General features: G+C 50.2%; 20 protein-coding genes and 14 tRNA genes. 31 read left to right on the top strand and 3 right to left on the bottom strand.

What is annotated here, in order from left to right:
• The first annotated feature begins 3 nt into the window (after positions 1–3).
• The 18 genes from PSAB_RS20670 (at position 4) to PSAB_RS20585 (ending at position 5,128) form a co-directional block, all read left to right on the top strand.
• Positions 4–95 (top strand) — tRNA-Ser (locus PSAB_RS20670).
• A gap of 16 nt (positions 96–111) precedes the next feature.
• Positions 112–186 (top strand) — tRNA-Glu (locus PSAB_RS20665).
• 208 nt (positions 187–394) lie between these two features.
• A tRNA-Val gene (locus tag PSAB_RS20655) sits at positions 395–470 on the top strand.
• A 23-nt stretch (positions 471–493) separates the two neighbouring features.
• Positions 494–570, top strand: a tRNA-Met gene (locus PSAB_RS20650).
• Positions 571–596: 26 nt separating this feature from the next.
• Positions 597–673, top strand: a tRNA-Asp gene (locus PSAB_RS20645).
• A gap of 20 nt (positions 674–693) precedes the next feature.
• Positions 694–769, top strand: a tRNA-Phe gene (locus PSAB_RS20640).
• Positions 770–789: 20 nt separating this feature from the next.
• A tRNA-Thr gene (locus PSAB_RS20635) sits at positions 790–865 on the top strand.
• Between the two features lie 7 nt (positions 866–872).
• Positions 873–958, top strand: a tRNA-Tyr gene (locus PSAB_RS20630).
• A 4-nt stretch (positions 959–962) separates the two neighbouring features.
• Positions 963–1,036 (top strand) — tRNA-Trp (locus PSAB_RS20625).
• 27 nt (positions 1,037–1,063) lie between these two features.
• Positions 1,064–1,139: transfer RNA gene (locus PSAB_RS20620), tRNA-His, on the top strand.
• Between the two features lie 20 nt (positions 1,140–1,159).
• Positions 1,160–1,234: transfer RNA gene (locus tag PSAB_RS20615), tRNA-Gln, on the top strand.
• A gap of 4 nt (positions 1,235–1,238) precedes the next feature.
• Positions 1,239–1,313: transfer RNA gene (locus PSAB_RS20610), tRNA-Gly, on the top strand.
• Between the two features lie 9 nt (positions 1,314–1,322).
• Positions 1,323–1,396 (top strand) — tRNA-Cys (locus PSAB_RS20605).
• A gap of 41 nt (positions 1,397–1,437) precedes the next feature.
• Positions 1,438–1,517: transfer RNA gene (locus tag PSAB_RS20600), tRNA-Leu, on the top strand.
• A 197-nt stretch (positions 1,518–1,714) separates the two neighbouring features.
• Positions 1,715–2,677, top strand: coding sequence for a tyrosine-type recombinase/integrase (locus PSAB_RS20595; RefSeq protein ID WP_025336476.1), 963 nt, complete (start codon positions 1,715–1,717; stop codon positions 2,675–2,677).
• A 214-nt stretch (positions 2,678–2,891) separates the two neighbouring features.
• On the top strand, positions 2,892–3,044 hold the full coding sequence (locus PSAB_RS25850; protein ID WP_158442611.1) for a hypothetical protein: 153 nt from the start codon (positions 2,892–2,894) through the stop codon (positions 3,042–3,044).
• Entirely contained in the window at positions 3,017–3,964 is a 948-nt protein-coding gene (locus PSAB_RS20590; protein ID WP_084266584.1) for a tyrosine-type recombinase/integrase, read from the top strand. Before PSAB_RS25850 ends, PSAB_RS20590 begins: the two co-directional genes overlap by 28 nt.
• A gap of 120 nt (positions 3,965–4,084) precedes the next feature.
• Complete coding sequence (locus PSAB_RS20585; protein WP_025336474.1) at positions 4,085–5,128, top strand: tyrosine-type recombinase/integrase; 1,044 nt, start codon at positions 4,085–4,087, stop codon at positions 5,126–5,128.
• Positions 5,129–5,212: 84 nt separating this feature from the next.
• On the opposite strand, the gene PSAB_RS20580 is transcribed toward PSAB_RS20585, so the two are convergent.
• A complete protein-coding gene (locus tag PSAB_RS20580) occupies positions 5,213–6,436 on the bottom strand; it encodes an ATP-binding protein (RefSeq protein ID WP_025336473.1) in 1,224 nt (407 codons plus the stop codon).
• Between the two features lie 258 nt (positions 6,437–6,694).
• Entirely contained in the window at positions 6,695–6,916 is a 222-nt protein-coding gene (locus PSAB_RS20575) for a helix-turn-helix domain-containing protein (protein ID WP_025336472.1), read from the bottom strand.
• 353 nt (positions 6,917–7,269) lie between these two features.
• On the opposite strand from PSAB_RS20575, the gene PSAB_RS20570 reads away from it, so the two are divergent.
• The 13 genes from PSAB_RS20570 (at position 7,270) to PSAB_RS20525 (ending at position 15,144) form a co-directional block, all read left to right on the top strand.
• Positions 7,270–7,470: a hypothetical protein gene (locus tag PSAB_RS20570; protein ID WP_025336471.1), complete on the top strand. Its 201-nt coding sequence runs from the start codon at positions 7,270–7,272 to the stop codon at positions 7,468–7,470.
• A complete protein-coding gene (locus PSAB_RS20565) occupies positions 7,467–7,802 on the top strand; it encodes a hypothetical protein (protein ID WP_025336470.1) in 336 nt (111 codons plus the stop codon). The genes PSAB_RS20570 and PSAB_RS20565 overlap by 4 nt, the downstream gene beginning before the upstream one ends.
• Positions 7,803–7,947: 145 nt before the next feature.
• Positions 7,948–8,400 carry a hypothetical protein gene (locus tag PSAB_RS20560; protein WP_025336469.1) on the top strand — a complete coding sequence of 151 codons (453 nt, stop codon included), beginning with the start codon at positions 7,948–7,950 and terminating at the stop codon, positions 8,398–8,400.
• On the top strand, positions 8,378–8,746 hold the full coding sequence (locus PSAB_RS20555) for a hypothetical protein (protein WP_025336468.1): 369 nt from the start codon (positions 8,378–8,380) through the stop codon (positions 8,744–8,746). The genes PSAB_RS20560 and PSAB_RS20555 overlap by 23 nt, the downstream gene beginning before the upstream one ends.
• 817 nt (positions 8,747–9,563) lie before the next feature.
• Positions 9,564–10,064, top strand: a complete 501-nt coding sequence (locus PSAB_RS20550) for a hypothetical protein (protein ID WP_025336467.1) — start codon at positions 9,564–9,566, stop codon at positions 10,062–10,064.
• Between the two features lie 350 nt (positions 10,065–10,414).
• On the top strand, positions 10,415–11,485 hold the full coding sequence (locus PSAB_RS20545) for a ParB N-terminal domain-containing protein (protein WP_025336466.1): 1,071 nt from the start codon (positions 10,415–10,417) through the stop codon (positions 11,483–11,485).
• Complete coding sequence (locus tag PSAB_RS20540) at positions 11,463–12,269, top strand: hypothetical protein (RefSeq protein ID WP_025336465.1); 807 nt, start codon at positions 11,463–11,465, stop codon at positions 12,267–12,269. Before PSAB_RS20545 ends, PSAB_RS20540 begins: the two co-directional genes overlap by 23 nt.
• A 74-nt stretch (positions 12,270–12,343) precedes the next feature.
• Entirely contained in the window at positions 12,344–12,610 is a 267-nt protein-coding gene (locus PSAB_RS20535; RefSeq protein WP_025336464.1) for a hypothetical protein, read from the top strand.
• A gap of 60 nt (positions 12,611–12,670) precedes the next feature.
• The gene (locus tag PSAB_RS25585) at positions 12,671–12,856 is read left to right on the top strand and encodes a hypothetical protein (RefSeq protein ID WP_144240558.1); all 186 of its coding nucleotides are present in this window, start codon (positions 12,671–12,673) and stop codon (positions 12,854–12,856) included.
• 69 nt (positions 12,857–12,925) lie between these two features.
• On the top strand, positions 12,926–13,795 hold the full coding sequence (locus tag PSAB_RS20530) for an ATP-dependent DNA ligase (RefSeq protein WP_025336463.1): 870 nt from the start codon (positions 12,926–12,928) through the stop codon (positions 13,793–13,795).
• Positions 13,796–14,296: 501 nt separating this feature from the next.
• Entirely contained in the window at positions 14,297–14,470 is a 174-nt protein-coding gene (locus PSAB_RS26010) for a hypothetical protein (RefSeq protein WP_193373909.1), read from the top strand.
• A 14-nt stretch (positions 14,471–14,484) separates the two neighbouring features.
• Positions 14,485–14,658, top strand: coding sequence for a hypothetical protein (locus PSAB_RS26005; protein WP_193373908.1), 174 nt, complete (start codon positions 14,485–14,487; stop codon positions 14,656–14,658).
• Positions 14,659–14,685: 27 nt separating this feature from the next.
• On the top strand, positions 14,686–15,144 hold the full coding sequence (locus PSAB_RS20525) for a hypothetical protein (RefSeq protein ID WP_025336462.1): 459 nt from the start codon (positions 14,686–14,688) through the stop codon (positions 15,142–15,144).
• Positions 15,145–15,956: 812 nt separating this feature from the next.
• Here the strand turns inward: PSAB_RS20525 and PSAB_RS20515 are convergent.
• The gene (locus tag PSAB_RS20515; protein WP_025336460.1) at positions 15,957–16,508 is read right to left on the bottom strand and encodes a recombinase family protein; all 552 of its coding nucleotides are present in this window, start codon (positions 16,506–16,508) and stop codon (positions 15,957–15,959) included.
• Positions 16,509–16,764: the final 256 nt, after the last annotated feature.

Raw genomic sequence — 16,764 nt, 5'->3', positions numbered from 1 at the left:
TATGGAGAGGTGTCCGAGTTGGCCGAAGGAGCACGATTGGAAATCGTGTAGGCGCCAAAAGCGTCTCGAGGGTTCGAATCCCTCTCTCTCCGCCACTATTTTTTAAGGTATGGCCCGTTGGTCAAGGGGTTAAGACACCTCCCTTTCACGGAGGTAACAGGGGTTCGAATCCCCTACGGGTCACCATTTTCTTCTTAGCCGGGGATGAGAATCCCAAGTGGTTCGTCGGAGCATTGACATCGTTAGGAATACATCGCAGTCGACTCGCTTGCGAGGCGTATCCCCTACGGGTCACCAAATTCTTCTTTATCTGGGATGAGAATCCCGAGTGGTTCGTCGGAACAAACTTGCTTTTCAGTTATGATCTTTGGTAAGATAACAATTGTTCTTTTACGGAGGCTTAGCTCAGCTGGGAGAGCATCTGCCTTACAAGCAGAGGGTCGGGGGTTCGATCCCCTCAGCCTCCACCATAATTCAATACTTTTATTACTGACGCGGGGTGGAGCAGCCCGGTAGCTCGTCGGGCTCATAACCCGAAGGTCGCAGGTTCAAATCCTGCCCCCGCAACCAAATCTTCTTAGTAAGAAGTGCCTCGTGGAACCGTGGTGTAGAGGCCTAACATGCCTGCCTGTCACGCAGGAGATCGCGGGTTCGAATCCCGTCGGTTCCGCCATTTATTTTCAATATGGGTTTGGCTCGGTAGCTCAGTCGGTAGAGCAGAGGACTGAAAATCCTCGTGTCGGCGGTTCGATTCCGTCCCGAGCCACCATGAATTTAACAATTGAATAAGCCGGTGTAGCTCAATTGGTAGAGCAACTGACTTGTAATCAGTAGGTTGGGGGTTCAAGTCCTCTCGCCGGCACCATTTTCCTGGAGGATTAGCGAAGTGGCCAAACGCAGCAGACTGTAAATCTGTTCTCTTACGAGTTCGGTGGTTCGAATCCATCATCCTCCACCAGTTTAGGGGCATAGTTTAAAGGTAGAACAGCGGTCTCCAAAACCGTTAGTGTGGGTTCAATTCCTGCTGCCCCTGCCAATATATTTCAGCATTCCATATCCTATGGCGGTCGTGGCGAAGGGGTTAACGCACCGGATTGTGGCTCCGGCATTCGTGGGTTCAAGTCCCATCGATCGCCCCATATTATTAAATGGAATGCATTGGGGATTAGCCAAGCGGTAAGGCAACGGACTTTGACTCCGTCATGCATAGGTTCGAATCCTATATCCCCAGCCATTTCGCGGACGTGGCTCAGCGGTAGAGCATCGCCTTGCCAAGGCGAGGGTCGCGGGTTCGATTCCCGTCGTCCGCTCCATCTTCATACGGCGCCATAGCCAAGTGGTAAGGCACAGCTCTGCAAAAGCTCTACCCCCAGTTCGAATCTGGGTGGCGCCTCCATTGCTTTATTAAGAGGAAATGAGATCATTTCCATGATTTACGCCGGTGTGGCGGAACTGGCAGACGCGCGCGACTCAAAATCGTGAGGGAAACCGTGGAGGTTCGAGTCCTCTCACCGGCATCAAAAATCCGTTAGATTAACGGTGATTTAAACGCTGATTGAACGCTGATTTATAGCGCTTCGGTCAGCGTTTTTACGTTTAGTAATACGCAATAGAATAGCGCGGTAAATCGGCCCACCGCGCACGACTTAAATCGTATCCAACGTTTCCTCCGGCGTGTCCCTCAACGAATACGCGAACGATTGGAGAACGAAAAATGGCACGTAGAAAGAACACGCTCACCTTCGAAGATGTTACTCCGCAAGCCCAACCGGTTTATGCCGTCGACGACTTCGATAGCGCTATGGATTTATTTTTGCGCGACGGTAAAATCCGGAATATTAGCCCGCATACACTCGGATTCTACCGACAGGAACTCGGTAAGTTCCGGCGTATCCTCGACAAGCAACGTATGCCCACCGATCCAAGCAAGATAACGGAGAAGACCGTAAAAGAAAACGTAATCCTCTATTTGATGGACGACGGCCAGAAAGAAACGTCTATTAATTGCGTACTCCGGGCCGCCCGTGCGTTGTTCAACTTCCTCGTACGGGAGGGTTATTTAACGCAGAGCCCTATGCGCAAGATGACGCTAATTAAGCAGAAGAAGACCGTCGTCGCTACGTTTACCCCGGACCAGCTTCGCCTATTAATCGCGCAGCCGGACCAGAAGACGTTCGTCGGCGTTCGGGACCGTACGATGATTATGCTATTTGCGGAAACCGGCGTCCGCGTCCGCGAGCTTACCGAAATCAAGACGACCGATATTAACTGGCGTGACGGCGTAATCAAGATCGACGGAAAGGGCTATAAGCAGCGCCTCGTACCGTTTCAGGCGACCATGCGTAAAGAACTTGCGAGGTATCTAAATCTACGCGGAACGCTTGAGCACGACAACCTTTTCGTCACGATCGATAACACTCCGCTGACCGTACGACAGGTGCAGGAACAAGTCGCGTTCTACGGGCGTAGAGCGGGCATTAAAGGAGTCCGGTGCTCACCACATACCCTGCGCCATACGTTCGCTAAAATGAGTGTTCAGAACGGCGCTGATGTGTTCGCGCTGCAGGCTGTGCTCGGCCATGCTACGTTAGACCAGGTGCGTACGTACGTGAACCTATTTAGTAATGAGGTGCGTGACGAGCATCGGAAATTCAGTCCGCTTGAGCGGATGTACTAAGTATGAAAAGTCGAAATGGTAAGCGTCTAACAGACCGCCTTTGCTACTATACCGGAAAACTTGAACAGTACGGCGGCCGACTCCGTGCTGACCGTAATTATGACGCTAATTATATGCGGCGGTCCCGTCTAATGAGTTACCGTAACCGAACGTTTAAGCTACTGAATCTGGAAAAGGTGCGGGAGCTTAGAAAGGCGCGAAGGGAGGGGCGGTATTGAACGTTATATTACGCGAACTGACCGCGTTAATGCCGGGCGAAACGCGTATCATTTTCGTATACGGTCGGGCGATAGCGGTCAAATTGGCAGACGAAACTGATATTAAGGAAGTGTTACAAGAATGGATTACAAAGAAAAAAGAAAAATGATACTTGAAACGCGGGGAGCGAAAGAAAAGCTAGACATGCAGTCCGCTACCAATATGTTTATTAGATCACGCAAACTCAAAAACCTGACCGGAAACACGGTAGCATCCTATGAGCAAGCTCTAGCAAAGTTTAACGCTTTTATGGATGAGAATGATATTGGAAAAGTTAATGACGTAATCCTAGAAGACATCCAAGAGTTTATACAAACGAGGCATGACGAGGGGAACAGCGCACCAACAATCAATAAGTATATCCGAAGTTTGCGCGCATTCTTTAATTTCTTATTGAGTTCAGGGTACCTATCAGAGAATCCAATGGAGGCAATCGATAAGCTCGTCGAGGAGAAACGGATATTGCGTACGTTGAGCCGCGAGCAAGTTATGGCTCTCCTTGAGGCCCCAAACCGATCAACGCCCGCAGGCTACCGTAATTACGTTTTCATACTGCTGTTGTTGGATACGGGTATGCGCCTAGAAGAAGCGCTGACTTTCCGCGTAAACGATGTATTTTGGCAGGAGCGCGTAATCCAGGTCTTCGGAAAATGGCGCCGAGAGCGTTTAATTCCGTTTAGTGACGTGCTGTCCGTTCATTTACGAGAGTACCTGGAACTGCGCGGTGATTCCGAAAATGACGTATTCTTCTTAAACGTAGACGGGCAGCCGCTAAAACGCCGGACCGTACAGGAGGAGATATCGGATTATGGAAAATTGGCGGGGATCAAGGGCGTCCGCGTGTCGTGTCATACGTTACGTTATACATTCGCGCGAAATTACGTACTCAATTCTGGAGACGTAGTAAGCCTAATGCGGATCATGGGTCATAAATCGCTACATATGGCCCAACTCTACACAGAGATGTTCCAGACCGATATCTCAAAGCAACACGATAAATTTTCACCAGTCAGTTCGATCTTTAATTAACGTAAATAGCAGCACAAAACTATAACAATAGCGCTCGGTCCTTCGCGGATCGGGCGCTATTTTTGCGTAATCCCTTTATCTCCCGTACAATCAACGTTGGTATGTAAGGGAGGAGACAACGTGGACAGACGAATAGGTAAACGTTACAAATTTAATCGGGACACGAAGGGAGCGGATAAGCAGCTAGACGATTTATTTGCAATTTTTATTAATGCCAAAGCTTCCGAAGGTCGGTCTAAGCGTACTATTGAATCTTATACGGAATATTACCGTTACTTCTGCAATTATATGGATAGTGTAGGAATTGAGCGGACATTTACGGCCGTAACGCCGAACGCGTTGCGGGCGTACATGAACTGGATGCTGCACGGACAACGGAAGTGGGAAGGCCACCCACACAAGTCGGAAGAGAATATGACGCTGGGGCTGTCTCCAGTCACCGTCAACACGAAGATGAAGGCGATTAAAGCGATGTTCCGCTTTCTGCATGAGGAGGGCGTTATCGACTATAATCCGGCCGCGAGAATCGGGAAAGTTCCGGAGCCTGAAAAGAAGATACGGATACTCACCGTAGATGAGATGCAGCGATTACTTGATGCGCCAGATAAGCGGACTTATGCCGGCTTTCGGGACTATACTGCGATGCACGTCCTTATTGATTCGTTCGCGCGCGTTGGAGAGTTATTGTCGCTCCGCGAGTCGAGTATCGACTTCAAGATCGGGATGGTTCACTTTGACGCGGAGATCGTTAAGACGCGGAGGGGGCGGTCGGTCCCGGTTTCCGACTACACGCTGCGATTGCTAAAAGAGCTTATCAAAGAGAACGCGGACTTTGAATCGGATTATCTATTTTTGTCCAACTACGGCGAGCCTTTGCGGGATGACCGGCTGCGCGACCGAATCAAACAGCACGCGAAAAAGGCCGGCATTGACGCCAACGTGTTTTTGCACCTGTTCCGCCATACATCCGCGACAATATTCATGGAGAAGGGCGGTTCACTTCGCCATTTGGCCGCGATATTGGGCCATACGGACCCGCGATCGACGATGCGCTATACAACGCCGTCTGACCGGGCATTGAAGGCGCAGCATAACGCGTTTTCACCGTTAAATGACGTCCTGAGTCCGCTCAAAAAGCCCCGCAAGACCAAACGTAAGCAATAACGAAAATAGCCGGAAAGCCCCGCGAGGAGCCGACCGGCTTTTTCTTCGTTTAAGGGGCGTATACGTTGACGGTTATAACGCGCTCTACTGCTCGTCGTTATCGACATTGTCTTTAATATTAATAATCCCAAAATTTCTGATGTATTCTTTAAGAAGTGGGTCAACAAATGCGTAAACGCCTTTGTCAACACGAGTAATCGTTTCTCTTTCGATCAAATTAGATATATTTGTGCTAAATTGTTTTTGATCGTAGCCTATGTGTCGAGATATGAAATCTAATGGAACATAAGGCCCTTCATACTTTGCCATCGCTTCAAGTATTTTTTGATATTTACCATAGCCTGCCTTTTCGAGCAGAGATTTTAGTTTATTCTTTTTCACGTCAGTTACAACTCGTTTTTTAGCCTTATTAAAAGTCTCTATGGTGATTTGCTTCGAACTAGCTTCAGACAGCATTTCGCTCCCAAGAATGTGAACCGGTTCTGGAAACCCCGATGAGAGTTCAAATACAGCATCGAGCACAATCCTGTCAAATGTAAATCCAACACCGCAGAACCCTGTGGAAAGAATATCAGAGGTTTCAGATTTAGTTAGTCTTGGGATTGGAACGTCTCTAAACGTTCTAAAAACAGATCCGTGGTCTACCTCGAGTTTTTGGATAGCTCCCGTAATCCCTGCACAAAAGAACCCAACCTTTTTTATTCCTTCCCTACTAAGTTTCTCAGTAGCAAGCTTAAAGAATGTCGCTATCCCAGAGTCTGGGCGTACCCTATCCAGTTCATCAATGAAAAGTATTATCCCCTGTTTTTTGCCGTCTATTACTGCCTTATAGCTTTTCTTTATAATGTCGCAAAAGTCATTGACTAGGTCTGCCACAGTCTTTTCCTTCTGAACAGATGATCCTACTTTGAGACCATATAAATCAAGTTCAAGATTGAACTTACCGAATAGCTTTGAAATATTTCCTTCGAGGTCTCTCAGTAGTCCAGATACGATATGCTCAGGTGTTTGATCATAGTTAGCGTCGTGCCACGCGATAATGTAATTAAAAGCATCATAACCAATATCGATATCAAGCTTATTAACGAGGCGGTTGTCACCTGTCGCAAGCATCCGCGTCTGTAATAGGAGTGAACTTTTTCCCATTCCCCGATCGCCTGTGATAATGGTGTGTTTTGGGTTGCTGTTCGCAATCTGAAAAAGTGAATCGGCGACTTCATCGACTTGGATTTCTCTTCCAGAAAATCTATCGGGATCGTCAACAGGCCTATTTGGGAAAAAAGGATCAACGAATCTTTTCTTATGCATTTTCTGCGCTCCTATAATATTGGATTCACTGCTATTACTTCTATTATACAACATTTTATTTCTATAAAAATACAATTGGTAGTGTCGAAATAGTTTCGGATATGTATTAACAATTTAACGAGAGTCAGGCGCTTTTCGTCGTTATATTACCGTTGATTTTCCGTTGAATTAGCCGCGTACAGCCTTCCGGAGTATTAGCAGAAGGGTGAGGAGTATAGTCGCTGATTTCACAGTGATTCTACGCAAAAAGACCGTCCGTTAATCGGCGCGGTCCTCTTCGTCTTCTATGTATTCGATCAAATCGCCGGGCTTAACTTTCAACTTGCGGCATAGTTTGTCAAGCGTCGGAAAGTCAATACGATTGTTCGCGTTGTTTGCGAGCGCCTTGACCGTGTTCCGATTAATCTCGGTGATCTCCACAATATCCTTCTGTTCTAATCCCCGCGCCTTCATCAGCTTATCCAACGAAAATCTAATCACAGAAATTCCTCCAATAAATTAGCGTAAACTAGTTGACAACATTACGAATAGGCGTTAAGATGATATCAAGTTAACAAGTAATCTAGTTTACATGATATCTTGTCAAATAGTTATACGCCGATTGTACCATAAGGTTTCACCATTATAAAGGAGGATTCCGCAATGCCTAATCTTATCTCAATTCTGACTGCTGTCGAAGTCTCCCCGTCACCTAGCCGTGCCTATTCCCGCGTAGCCATACGTAACCGCCGCTCCGCACTCAAGTCCGCGTTATGGTTAGTCCTCAAGGCGTCAGCAACGTTGTCCGCCGTATTTGTCCGTGAATTATTCCTTTAATAACGGAGGTAAAACGCATGAAACTCGAACTTGATTTCGCGCTCGAATCGATTCGTAAAGCAACGCCAGACTGCCGCGCAGCCGCGCTCGGAGTGATTACGGCAGTTGTCAACGCGGACCATTCGCCATTTGCGAAGGTGAGTAACGTTAAGACCGTACTGGCCGCGCTCGATACTGTACTGGCGGAGAACAGACGGAGTCAGAAGGTCGCGCAATGAGCATAAAGCCCATAACGCTGACCTACGTTTACAACGACGAAGAGGAGCCGCTGACCGAAACGCTGCCCGCGTACCTTATCGGAGAGGACCGCGCGATGTTCGTGTCCGACCGGTTGCTATGGGCGCTAGAAGTACGCCAGAGCGATACTGATCCGGATACATACGTCGGAGGTGACGCGGATGCCAGCTTGATTATCGCGGAGGACGTAGAGGGCTCGGCCGCCGACGTTATATTGCCGCTGATTGAACGGTGGAGCGGGATGACTGCGCTGGATTTCATTTTACGCGACCTGATTGACGCGCCGCTTCTGGAACTGGGGCTGCAGATATGAAGCCGTCTAGCGACCGCTTTCACGCAGATTGACACCGCCTGATGAGTCCGCAGCGGAGCGGACGAAACCGGGGCTAGCGCTTCCGGTCGCGGACTTACCGCAAATCATATTATAGCCGACGGGCTCAAAACGCTAGGAGGTCATCTTGGAACGAACGTTTGGGATTTCATTTTACCGTCAACCTCGTCTTGATCGTCACTTCATCGTACGCTACGCCCACGAACAAATCGCAATCCCCGCGGACTTCTTCTTCGGCGCTCTGCCTGACGTAGACATGTGCGCCACAACTGGTTTCACCACCGTAACCGCTTCGCAACTCCTCGAACTCGGCCTTGGCCTACCGGCCGGCAGCGTTAAGTATTTCCGTGTGTTCCCCGCTGATGCCGCCGATCGCTCACTATATTTCGCCCATCTATCCGGAACAAAACAGAATATCGTTGTAAGCCGCGCAGCCCTCGCTAAAACGGTTGGCATTACCGGTTTTGCTGACGTTGGCGTTACGCCAGCCTTGAGCACAGCGCAGGTTTATGACGTTGGGTTCGCGGTGCCAACCGCAGAAATGGAGGTCGCCGCCAATGACTGCGCCATTCCAGCCTAAAACGTTCCAATGGGTAAGCGGCAGCAATCCGGAGGACAACGATTTCTTTACGGGTATCATTGTCTCCGAGTTCAACGGACAACTAGCCGGACTCTACCGTGTACAAGACGGTAATGCCGAAATTGCCGTTGTTGAGCCGACTGCGACTGCTGGCCTCTACCGTATTGTAGGCGCTGGCCTCATTTTGCAGACGCGCGAACCACTGGATACGCTGGCTGCACGCCTGCGTAATCTCTCCGCGCTCGATATGCTCGCCTTTACGCTTGCGCCGTGCTACGACATGCCGGCGGAAATACCGGTCCCATCCGCTTACGCCGCGATTGAGTCCGTACAACTCGTAAGCTAAACCGTATTCCCTCGATTAAACTCGGGGTCGACGTCGACCCGAAGGCGCGCCAACGATTGACGGTGTGCTTAACTTTCAGCAGACCCATGTCCGCGACTTCCGGTTGCCGCCGGAGGATAAGCCTCGCGGACCGATTCACACCGCCGATTTACGCAAACACTTCGGCAAACAACGTAACACTCCGGCCTTTAGCGCCAACTATTGGCCGGACCCAATTACGCTTACTCCTGCGGCTGCGGGTTTCTAGGGCCCGTTCAGGCACAGCCGCGTTATTGATAGAGGCGGACGACTTCGACATGGCAACGTGGTCGTCCGCTTTGTGTTATACCGTTAAATACGGAACGAGTGTTCGATTGGTTTCAATCTTTTCAAGATTTTTGCGGTAAAGTGTGCGAAACAGCGTCCGAGTGGCGGATATATAAGTGTACAACAAAGCGAAAGGCGCTGACGCACGCATGAACAAACGCACACCGCTACCAAACGGCAAACAAACACTGATCGCCGGACGTGTTGTACACAGAATAGACATAATTATCGTAATAACAACGTACCTAAGTACGAAATTAGCGTCCGTATCTAATTATACGGATAAAGTTTCCGCAAATGGTGCGGGGAGCCGATCTGATTACCAATAAGGAAGGGTAGAACGAAAAAAGTTCTGCGGTAAGTGTGCGAAACGCTATCGGACGTCGTTGAAGTAGGTAGACGTGTGGGATTCCGCTTGACTATAAAATTTGAAACGATAAGGGAGACGATCGACGTGACAATCATCTCTAAAGGTGAAAATGGTGTTACAACATGAAAGGAGTTGACACACATGAACGGACGAGGGCCGCTTCCTAACGATAAACAAACGCTGCTCGACGGACCCGGCGGATTTGAAGTCTATAACCGCGAACTCGTCCGAAAGGTATTCCCGCGCATCATCCGAGAAGTTTACGACGACGTATATGCAGACGCACGCCGTAAGCCTGAAATACGCGACCTATACGCGTTCTACTTCACGTTGCAGTCGTATATCGACGGAAACTACCTTCGGGCTGATGGAACGGTAAATGACCGTTTTGGGGCGTGCTTCATCGCGTACGACATGCTGACGAGTACGCTACGTATCGATCGCAACCGGATTAAGTTTCTCGCGGACGTGCTTGAAACTAACGGGATTATCCGGACGGCTACGCATTACGAAAGGCTGCGGCGCTTCAAATGGTATTTTCCGTCGTACTGTCCGCGAATAACGGATGACGGATACATTGTCGACGAGGACGGCGCGATTGTTACGCCGGACTTCGGAGTCTACCGGAAGAAGGCGGCCTAGCACGGTAGTATGTCCAGGACGGACTTACCGTAGTATGCGCAGGACATACGAAGCTTAGTATGTCCTAGACGGACTGTAAAGATAGAAAGGTTGTAAAAGAGAAAGGTGTAAGAGAGAAACAAAACATTACGCGTCGTCATTCAGTCGCTAACGCTCCTTCATTCCTAGCGGCCGACAATACCTAATACATTTTGAGCGCGTAAAATAGTTCGGACGCGTAAGCGGACGATGAGGAACGAAGTGACGAAGCAGAACGAGAACGCGAGTAATATCCAAAGGTTAATAATCGGGAAATGCGCTGTTCTGCATCCCGTTAACATAGATCATTAAACAAAAAGGAGGATTACCAGTTGCTTGACGTACTAGAACGGCCGACCGAGATTCACTATGTACCGCCGTCATCACTTGTTGAACATCCGGAAGCCTGGCGCATCCCGGAAATGTCTCCGGAGGAATGGGCGGATTTCAACGAAAGTGTACGAAGCCGTGGCGCAGTCACAGACCCGGTATTCGCGTTGCCGGACGGGCGCGTTTTTGACGGAAGGCACCGTCTGCGCGCCGCGAAAGAAAACGAACTGCCCACGCTTCCCGTGATTACGTGGGACATAACGGAAGACAATGCGTTAGATCGGATGCGTCAGTCAGCCACAGAGAGGAGGTCGTTACTTACCGGGCAGAAGGTAATGATTAATCTTGAATTTGGGGAACTTCTCCAAAGACTCAGGGAAGAGGCAAGAAACCGCCAAGGGGAGCGGACCGACTTGTCTGCAGTATTGCGGGGAAGTTCGGGAGATAGCGACGAGCGTACGAGCGAGGTGGCGGAGCACATTGCGCAGTTGTCAGGCACCTCGGCGCGAAACGTCTACAAGGCGCAGGCGGTATTACGCGAGGCTCCCGATTTGGCGGAGCGCATCAAGTCCGGAGAAATCACGATCAATCGCGCGGAGACGGAGTTACGCAAACGGAAGCAGTCGGAGCAACCGGCTGACGAACCAAAGCCCCCTCCCAAAGCCCCGAGGTCGCCCGAGCACGAGAAGCTCGGAAAGATTGGACGGGAAATAGAAGCGCTAGGCACGCTGCAGCCTATTCCCGGCGAGTCACCGCTCAGCCCGAGCAACCTCGTTCGATACCACCTGGACAACGACGTACTGGCGTTTGCCCGGGGCATGTGCGTAAGTTTCGAGGCATTCTACGACGGCGTCGACGATGAGACTACGGAACAATACGTCACACGTATTAAACGCATAATGCTCGGCTGTTCGCTAATCGTGAGCAAGTTTGATAACGACGAGACTGTGCGCGCTCTGTACGAGCAACTGGCGTATTTGGTAGAGGGTACGTGTTCAGACGAAGGTACCGCCGCAATTACAAAAACCATAACCGAAGGGAGAAAACAAAATGAAGAACGAGAGAATGGCTGAGGGAATCTTTAGGGATTTTGAAAAGAGAGTCGAGGACAAAACTAAGACGAGCTTCGCCTTAGTAGCAGAGTCTACGGCTTCCGATTTGGTGCTAAACTCCCCTTACGTATCTGATCACTTCGTTAAACACGGTCTCTTTGACAGAGGGGAGCATACGCGATTCGCACCGGTATTTTCAGCTAATCTGTATACGCAGCTCTACGGAACGAGCGAAGGGCGTGGACATAAACTCACGACAGTTACCGCTAACAAAAGAGCGGAAGCCGTCACGGGGCACGCGTTAAGAAATTTCCGAACGCTTACAGCCAAAGTGAAGGCCCGGCGTAAAACGGATAACGACCTTTACCTCGGAATACGTGACGCTGCCCTCGTAGAGAGCATTCAATGCGACTTTATCGCAGGCACGCCGCTCAGCGAACAGGCGGAGGCGGCGGCCGGTATATCACTAATGCGTCGTTTCTCGCGCGAACTACCGAAATTCCGCCAGTTCTTAGCGTTGCTGGGCGTCGACACCCGCGATGCAGCGGCCTTACGGCAATTTGCGAGCGAGGGTAAACTGCGCGAATACCTGCAGTATTTCTACAGTGATTCGCTGTACTTCCAACGTCGTCAGGGAATCCTCGTACAGAAAGAAGCACTCGCGGATACGACCGATACTGCGATCGCCCTACGCAGAACCAAAGGCGCGATCTTTACGGAGGGAGCGATTGCCCACGCAATAGACAAGCTGGGGCTTAGCCATGACGCGATATTTGAGCGGTTGGAAAGCCGCCGCGCGGCGTAGCTCGGTTAGCGCTGAATAACATCTGCCGGCGAGAGCCGTTAACATAGATAACAAACCTAAAGGAGCGATTTTTAATGAACAAAACGATTACAGAGACGATGACCATTCAGGAACACGAAGCGCGTGAGGCAGCGGTGGCACAAGCGTATGCTGCGCAGGATGACTATTTCGTGCTTGGGGAGTGTATCGTCGGTTTCATTCACGATAAAGGGTTAGGGGATGAGTTCTTGGCCTACCTAGCATCTAGGGACGGGCGAACTGATGGCGTAGTCGTGCCGGCTGACCTGTTGTCCAACATTGCGGAGGCACTACTAGTGTGCGCAGAAGAGAGCAAGAAGTAGCCTGTTAAAACGAGGGGTCTCTGCGGATTCGCGGATACCCCTACTATGTAATTCGGAAGAATGCGCCTGACTAACCGGGAGTGGACGCCGACGGCTGCGGACTTACTACGGGAGATTAGCGCAGGAAAGCGTGAGGATGGCGTAGGGTATCGGATCAGCGCGAAGGGTGGACGTAAGGTAACGGTGATAGCGGACGAGAGCGGGCGGCTTGCGTATGTGGAGGCGTGGCATTTAAGACCGGAGTGATCGAAGTCCCATAACTTACCGTCTCTCCCCGGTGCACCAACGCGCTATAATCGGAGTGGAGGCGGTTTTATGTTCATATCCCCGATGTTACTCGAAACAGCGGTCGCCCCGTTCTCAGACTCGCGCTATATTTTCGAGCCGAAGATTGACGGACACCGCTTAATATACTCGCAAGATACCGGCAACGTGCGCCTATATACACGCCATAACAACGAATGTACACGCCAATATCCGGAAATAAACGGCTCTACCGGCACACTATTCCCGTATGATGTACTACTTGACGGTGAAATCGCGTGCGTAGATCCGCTGACCGGCGCGGTTGACTTCGAATCCGTAATGTCGCGTTTCCAGGCGAAACGGGCGGATAAGATACGGCAGCTCACGAAGGAATTGCCGGTCACGTTCGTTGTATTCGATATTCTGCGCTATAAAGGCGAAGACGTGCGTAACTTACCGCTTCTGGAACGGAAGGCCATACTCGCTAGGCTATCGTTGCCTAGCGCTAATTTCGGCGTGATCCCATACGTTGAGGGAGCGGGCGAGGCGCTGTTTGCACAGATGCAGGCGCGCAACATGGAAGGCGTGGTCGCCAAGCGGAAGGACAGCGTATATGTCAGCCGCCGGCACTCCGCGTGGCAAAAGGTCATTAACTGGACGTACGCCGACGTATTCATAACGGGCTACCGTAAGGGTGATTTCGGATGGCTGGCGTCAGTTGCGGACGATCGCGGAAAGTTACGGCCCGCCGGCATAATCGAGTTTGGCGCGACGCCTACGCATAAGCGGGCGTTCTATGGCGTTGTGAAGCCGCTAATTACCGGCGAGGACCGTGAGTTTGTGCGCTTGGAGCCGCGCATACGGGCGCGTGTTAAGATACGTAATTGGACAAAAGCGGGGATGCTGCGTAGTCCGGTGTTTACGGAGTTTATCGTTTAAGCCCTTTATATTCGTATGGGATTGCGTTAGGGAAGGCGCGTTTCCACAGTTCGAACGTCTTAAAAAGATTCCTTTACATCGTTTTAAATTCGTACTCGCTGCGCATATAGTACGTGCCGGCCACTTTAACGCAATTTGGCGTATACTTCTCAATCACTCCGCTACGCTCCGGGGCTTCGTTACGCCCGTCCTTCTCGCGCACAGTGACGCGGGCTTGCGCTAGGGCTGCCGCAAATAGTTCGATAAAACCGTCCTTTCTGCGGTTGTATTACGTTAAATATTCGCTGTGATGACGCTAGGCTCCTTCCGGGAGACGGCGTCTTTTTTGCGTTGTAGGGAACGGATGAGGTTGCATTTTATGCAATCTCAAAGCTATATAGGCGAGGCCCGGTAAAATCCGGGCACAACCCGTTTGGGCTTTGCGCCCGAACTTGTGAGGCTTACGAACGACGCGGGTAGACTCCGGTTGCCCTTACGAATATTTGAGAGGAGAGTGCGAAGATGAAATATGCTATCAAGGTGATTGACGCTAAAGGAAACGAATTTTTGCTGTGCGAAGAGGGGAAAGATTCGTTCCAGACGTTCGAGGAGTATGCCGACGCTGACGATTTTAACTACGACTTTGAGCAGACGCTTGATTCCGAAATGAGCAGCGTTGTTGTCGAGTTTAACTAAGGGAGGGCTTACGTATGGGAAACGCTTATCTTTACTGCTATTCGCCCGCTATGTTCCACTTTCTACGAGCGGCCGGACACCGATATATCTGCGTAGGGCTAAACGAGAAGACTGGCGGACGCTTCTGGCTGTTCGCAAAGGACGACGCGGTTAGACGAACGCTTGACGAATATGACGCAAATAAGTAACGGATAAATTTACGTGGAGTGTGGAGTATGAGTAAACAATTCCGCGCGTTGGCCGAAGAAGCCGCGCATAAAAAATCAACGTGTCTGGACCGTGGGCATTACGCTCCGGTCCCGCACGACCTGTTCCGCCGGTTAATACCGATCGCGCGCGAGTACGATAAAGGCAACGTTCACATGGCGGCGCTGTATACGTACCTGCTAGCGATGGTTAACGGACAGCCGGACAATGACCGGTACATGAGCGCGTTCCCGTCCGTACAGCGTATTGCTGACGAGACAGGGATCGGGCGTAACCGGATTAAACCGTTGTGTGACGTGCTGGAAGCGGTCGGGCTCGTTAAGTCTGCGATGGACTATACGTCGAACAAGCGCGACAAGCTGTATTATCCGCAGTATTATAGCGCTCTGACTGACGAGGAGATTCGCGCCAATTTAGACGTTCTATACGGTCATTCACCGGAGAGTGATTTACCTAATGCACTGTAGAGTGAATTACCTAAATCACCGGAGAGTGACGGTAATAAGAACTAACGTAATAATAACGAACATGTAAGAACAAACAAAACATTACGCGTCGTCATTCAGTCGCTTACGCTCCTTCATTCCTAGCGGCCGGTAAGTAATAGTAATTTAGTGCGCATAAAAGATATTCCGAAGGAATGTAAGTGACTGAGGGGATGAGGGCAAAGCCCGAATCCAAGGAAGTTAAGAGGAAACCTTTGTTAGCAATATACATGAGGATTATTCAAGGAAGTATCTCATGTAGGCAAAGACAAAGAATAGCGCAGATAAAGAAACGGAGGAACGCGTAATGTACTACGTATGGGTAGCGTTATGTATCGTTCACGCTGCGTTAGCTGCAGCGGGATTATACGCAGACTTACGCTTTAGACTGCGGTACAAGGAGCGCGTAGATTACTTTAATCTAGCGTTTATATGCGTACTGCCTGCGTTATATTGGGCGCTTGTGTACGTGTTTAGTCGTTACAAAGGCGGATGGATTTAAAGCGTTAATATACGTCGTTCTTACGCTTTGCCTGAGCGTGAGAGCGGCGCTTTAATAGCGCGGAAGTATAAACGTTAGAGTCACGTACATGAACGCTAATACACAGCGATAGAAAGCGTCAGTGTAACGTAGTCAATAAGTATAGCGTTTATACTTGCGCATTATTAGAAGGAACGCGACTAAGCGGGGAGAGCGTAGGGGTTCCGTTCGGTAACGAGTAAGTAGCTAACGACTGCTGGCGGCTCCGGCCGGACGCCCTACGAAAACTCACGGGGTCATAGAAAAGAGCGCCTTATTGACGCTCCTTCAACGCTCTATATAACGTAGCCTTTGTCACGCCGGTCATTTCCGTTATCTCCGTTACTGTGTGCGCTTGAGTATCGTACAGCTTAACGGCTTGCGCTACCTTCTTGCGGTCCGTCTTCGGGCGTCCACCGTTACGGCCGCGTGCTCTACTGGCGGCTAGGCCGGCGCGAGTACGTTCAACGATTACGTTGCGCTCGAACTCGGCGAATACAGCGAGCATACCGAAGAACGCGCGTCCTACAGCGGTAGATGTATCGATATTATCGTTGAGGCTGACGAACTCGGCACCGCGCCTTTGTATCTCATCTAGCGTTGATATTAGCTTAACGGTTGAGCGCGCTAGTCGGTCGAGTTTATATACGACAATCATGTCGCCGGCTCGCAGTAAGTCCATTACACGCGCTAGTTCTACGCGATCATCCTTTGAGCCTGAAGCTTTCTCCGTATAGACGCGTTCACATCCGGCAGCGGTCAACGCATCTATTTGCATATCTAACGATTGGTCAGCGGTTGATACCCGAGCATATCCGATCTTCACTATGTATCGCCTCCGTAAATGTATCGTATCATAAACACGTATGGGAATGCAACGTATATATTGATACGGGTATTGAAACGATTATAGTACGCGATGGCACGCTTATTGGGCGTGTTTATTTTCGTTGCATATACGCTCGTTTTTGGAACGTTATAAACGCCTGCTTTAGTACGGTGACGCCCCCAAGCGGTACAGTGATAACGCCCCGACTGCCGTTCAGAATTTGCGCACAAAATTTTTAACTCGGGCAGCAACG

This window comes from Paenibacillus sabinae T27 (assembly GCF_000612505.1).
In the GTDB taxonomy this organism is placed as follows: Bacteria; Bacillota; Bacilli; order Paenibacillales; family Paenibacillaceae; genus Paenibacillus_AQ; species Paenibacillus_AQ sabinae.
Note: the sequence above shows the minus strand (reverse complement) of the source record. Positions and strands in the feature narration are given on the sequence as shown.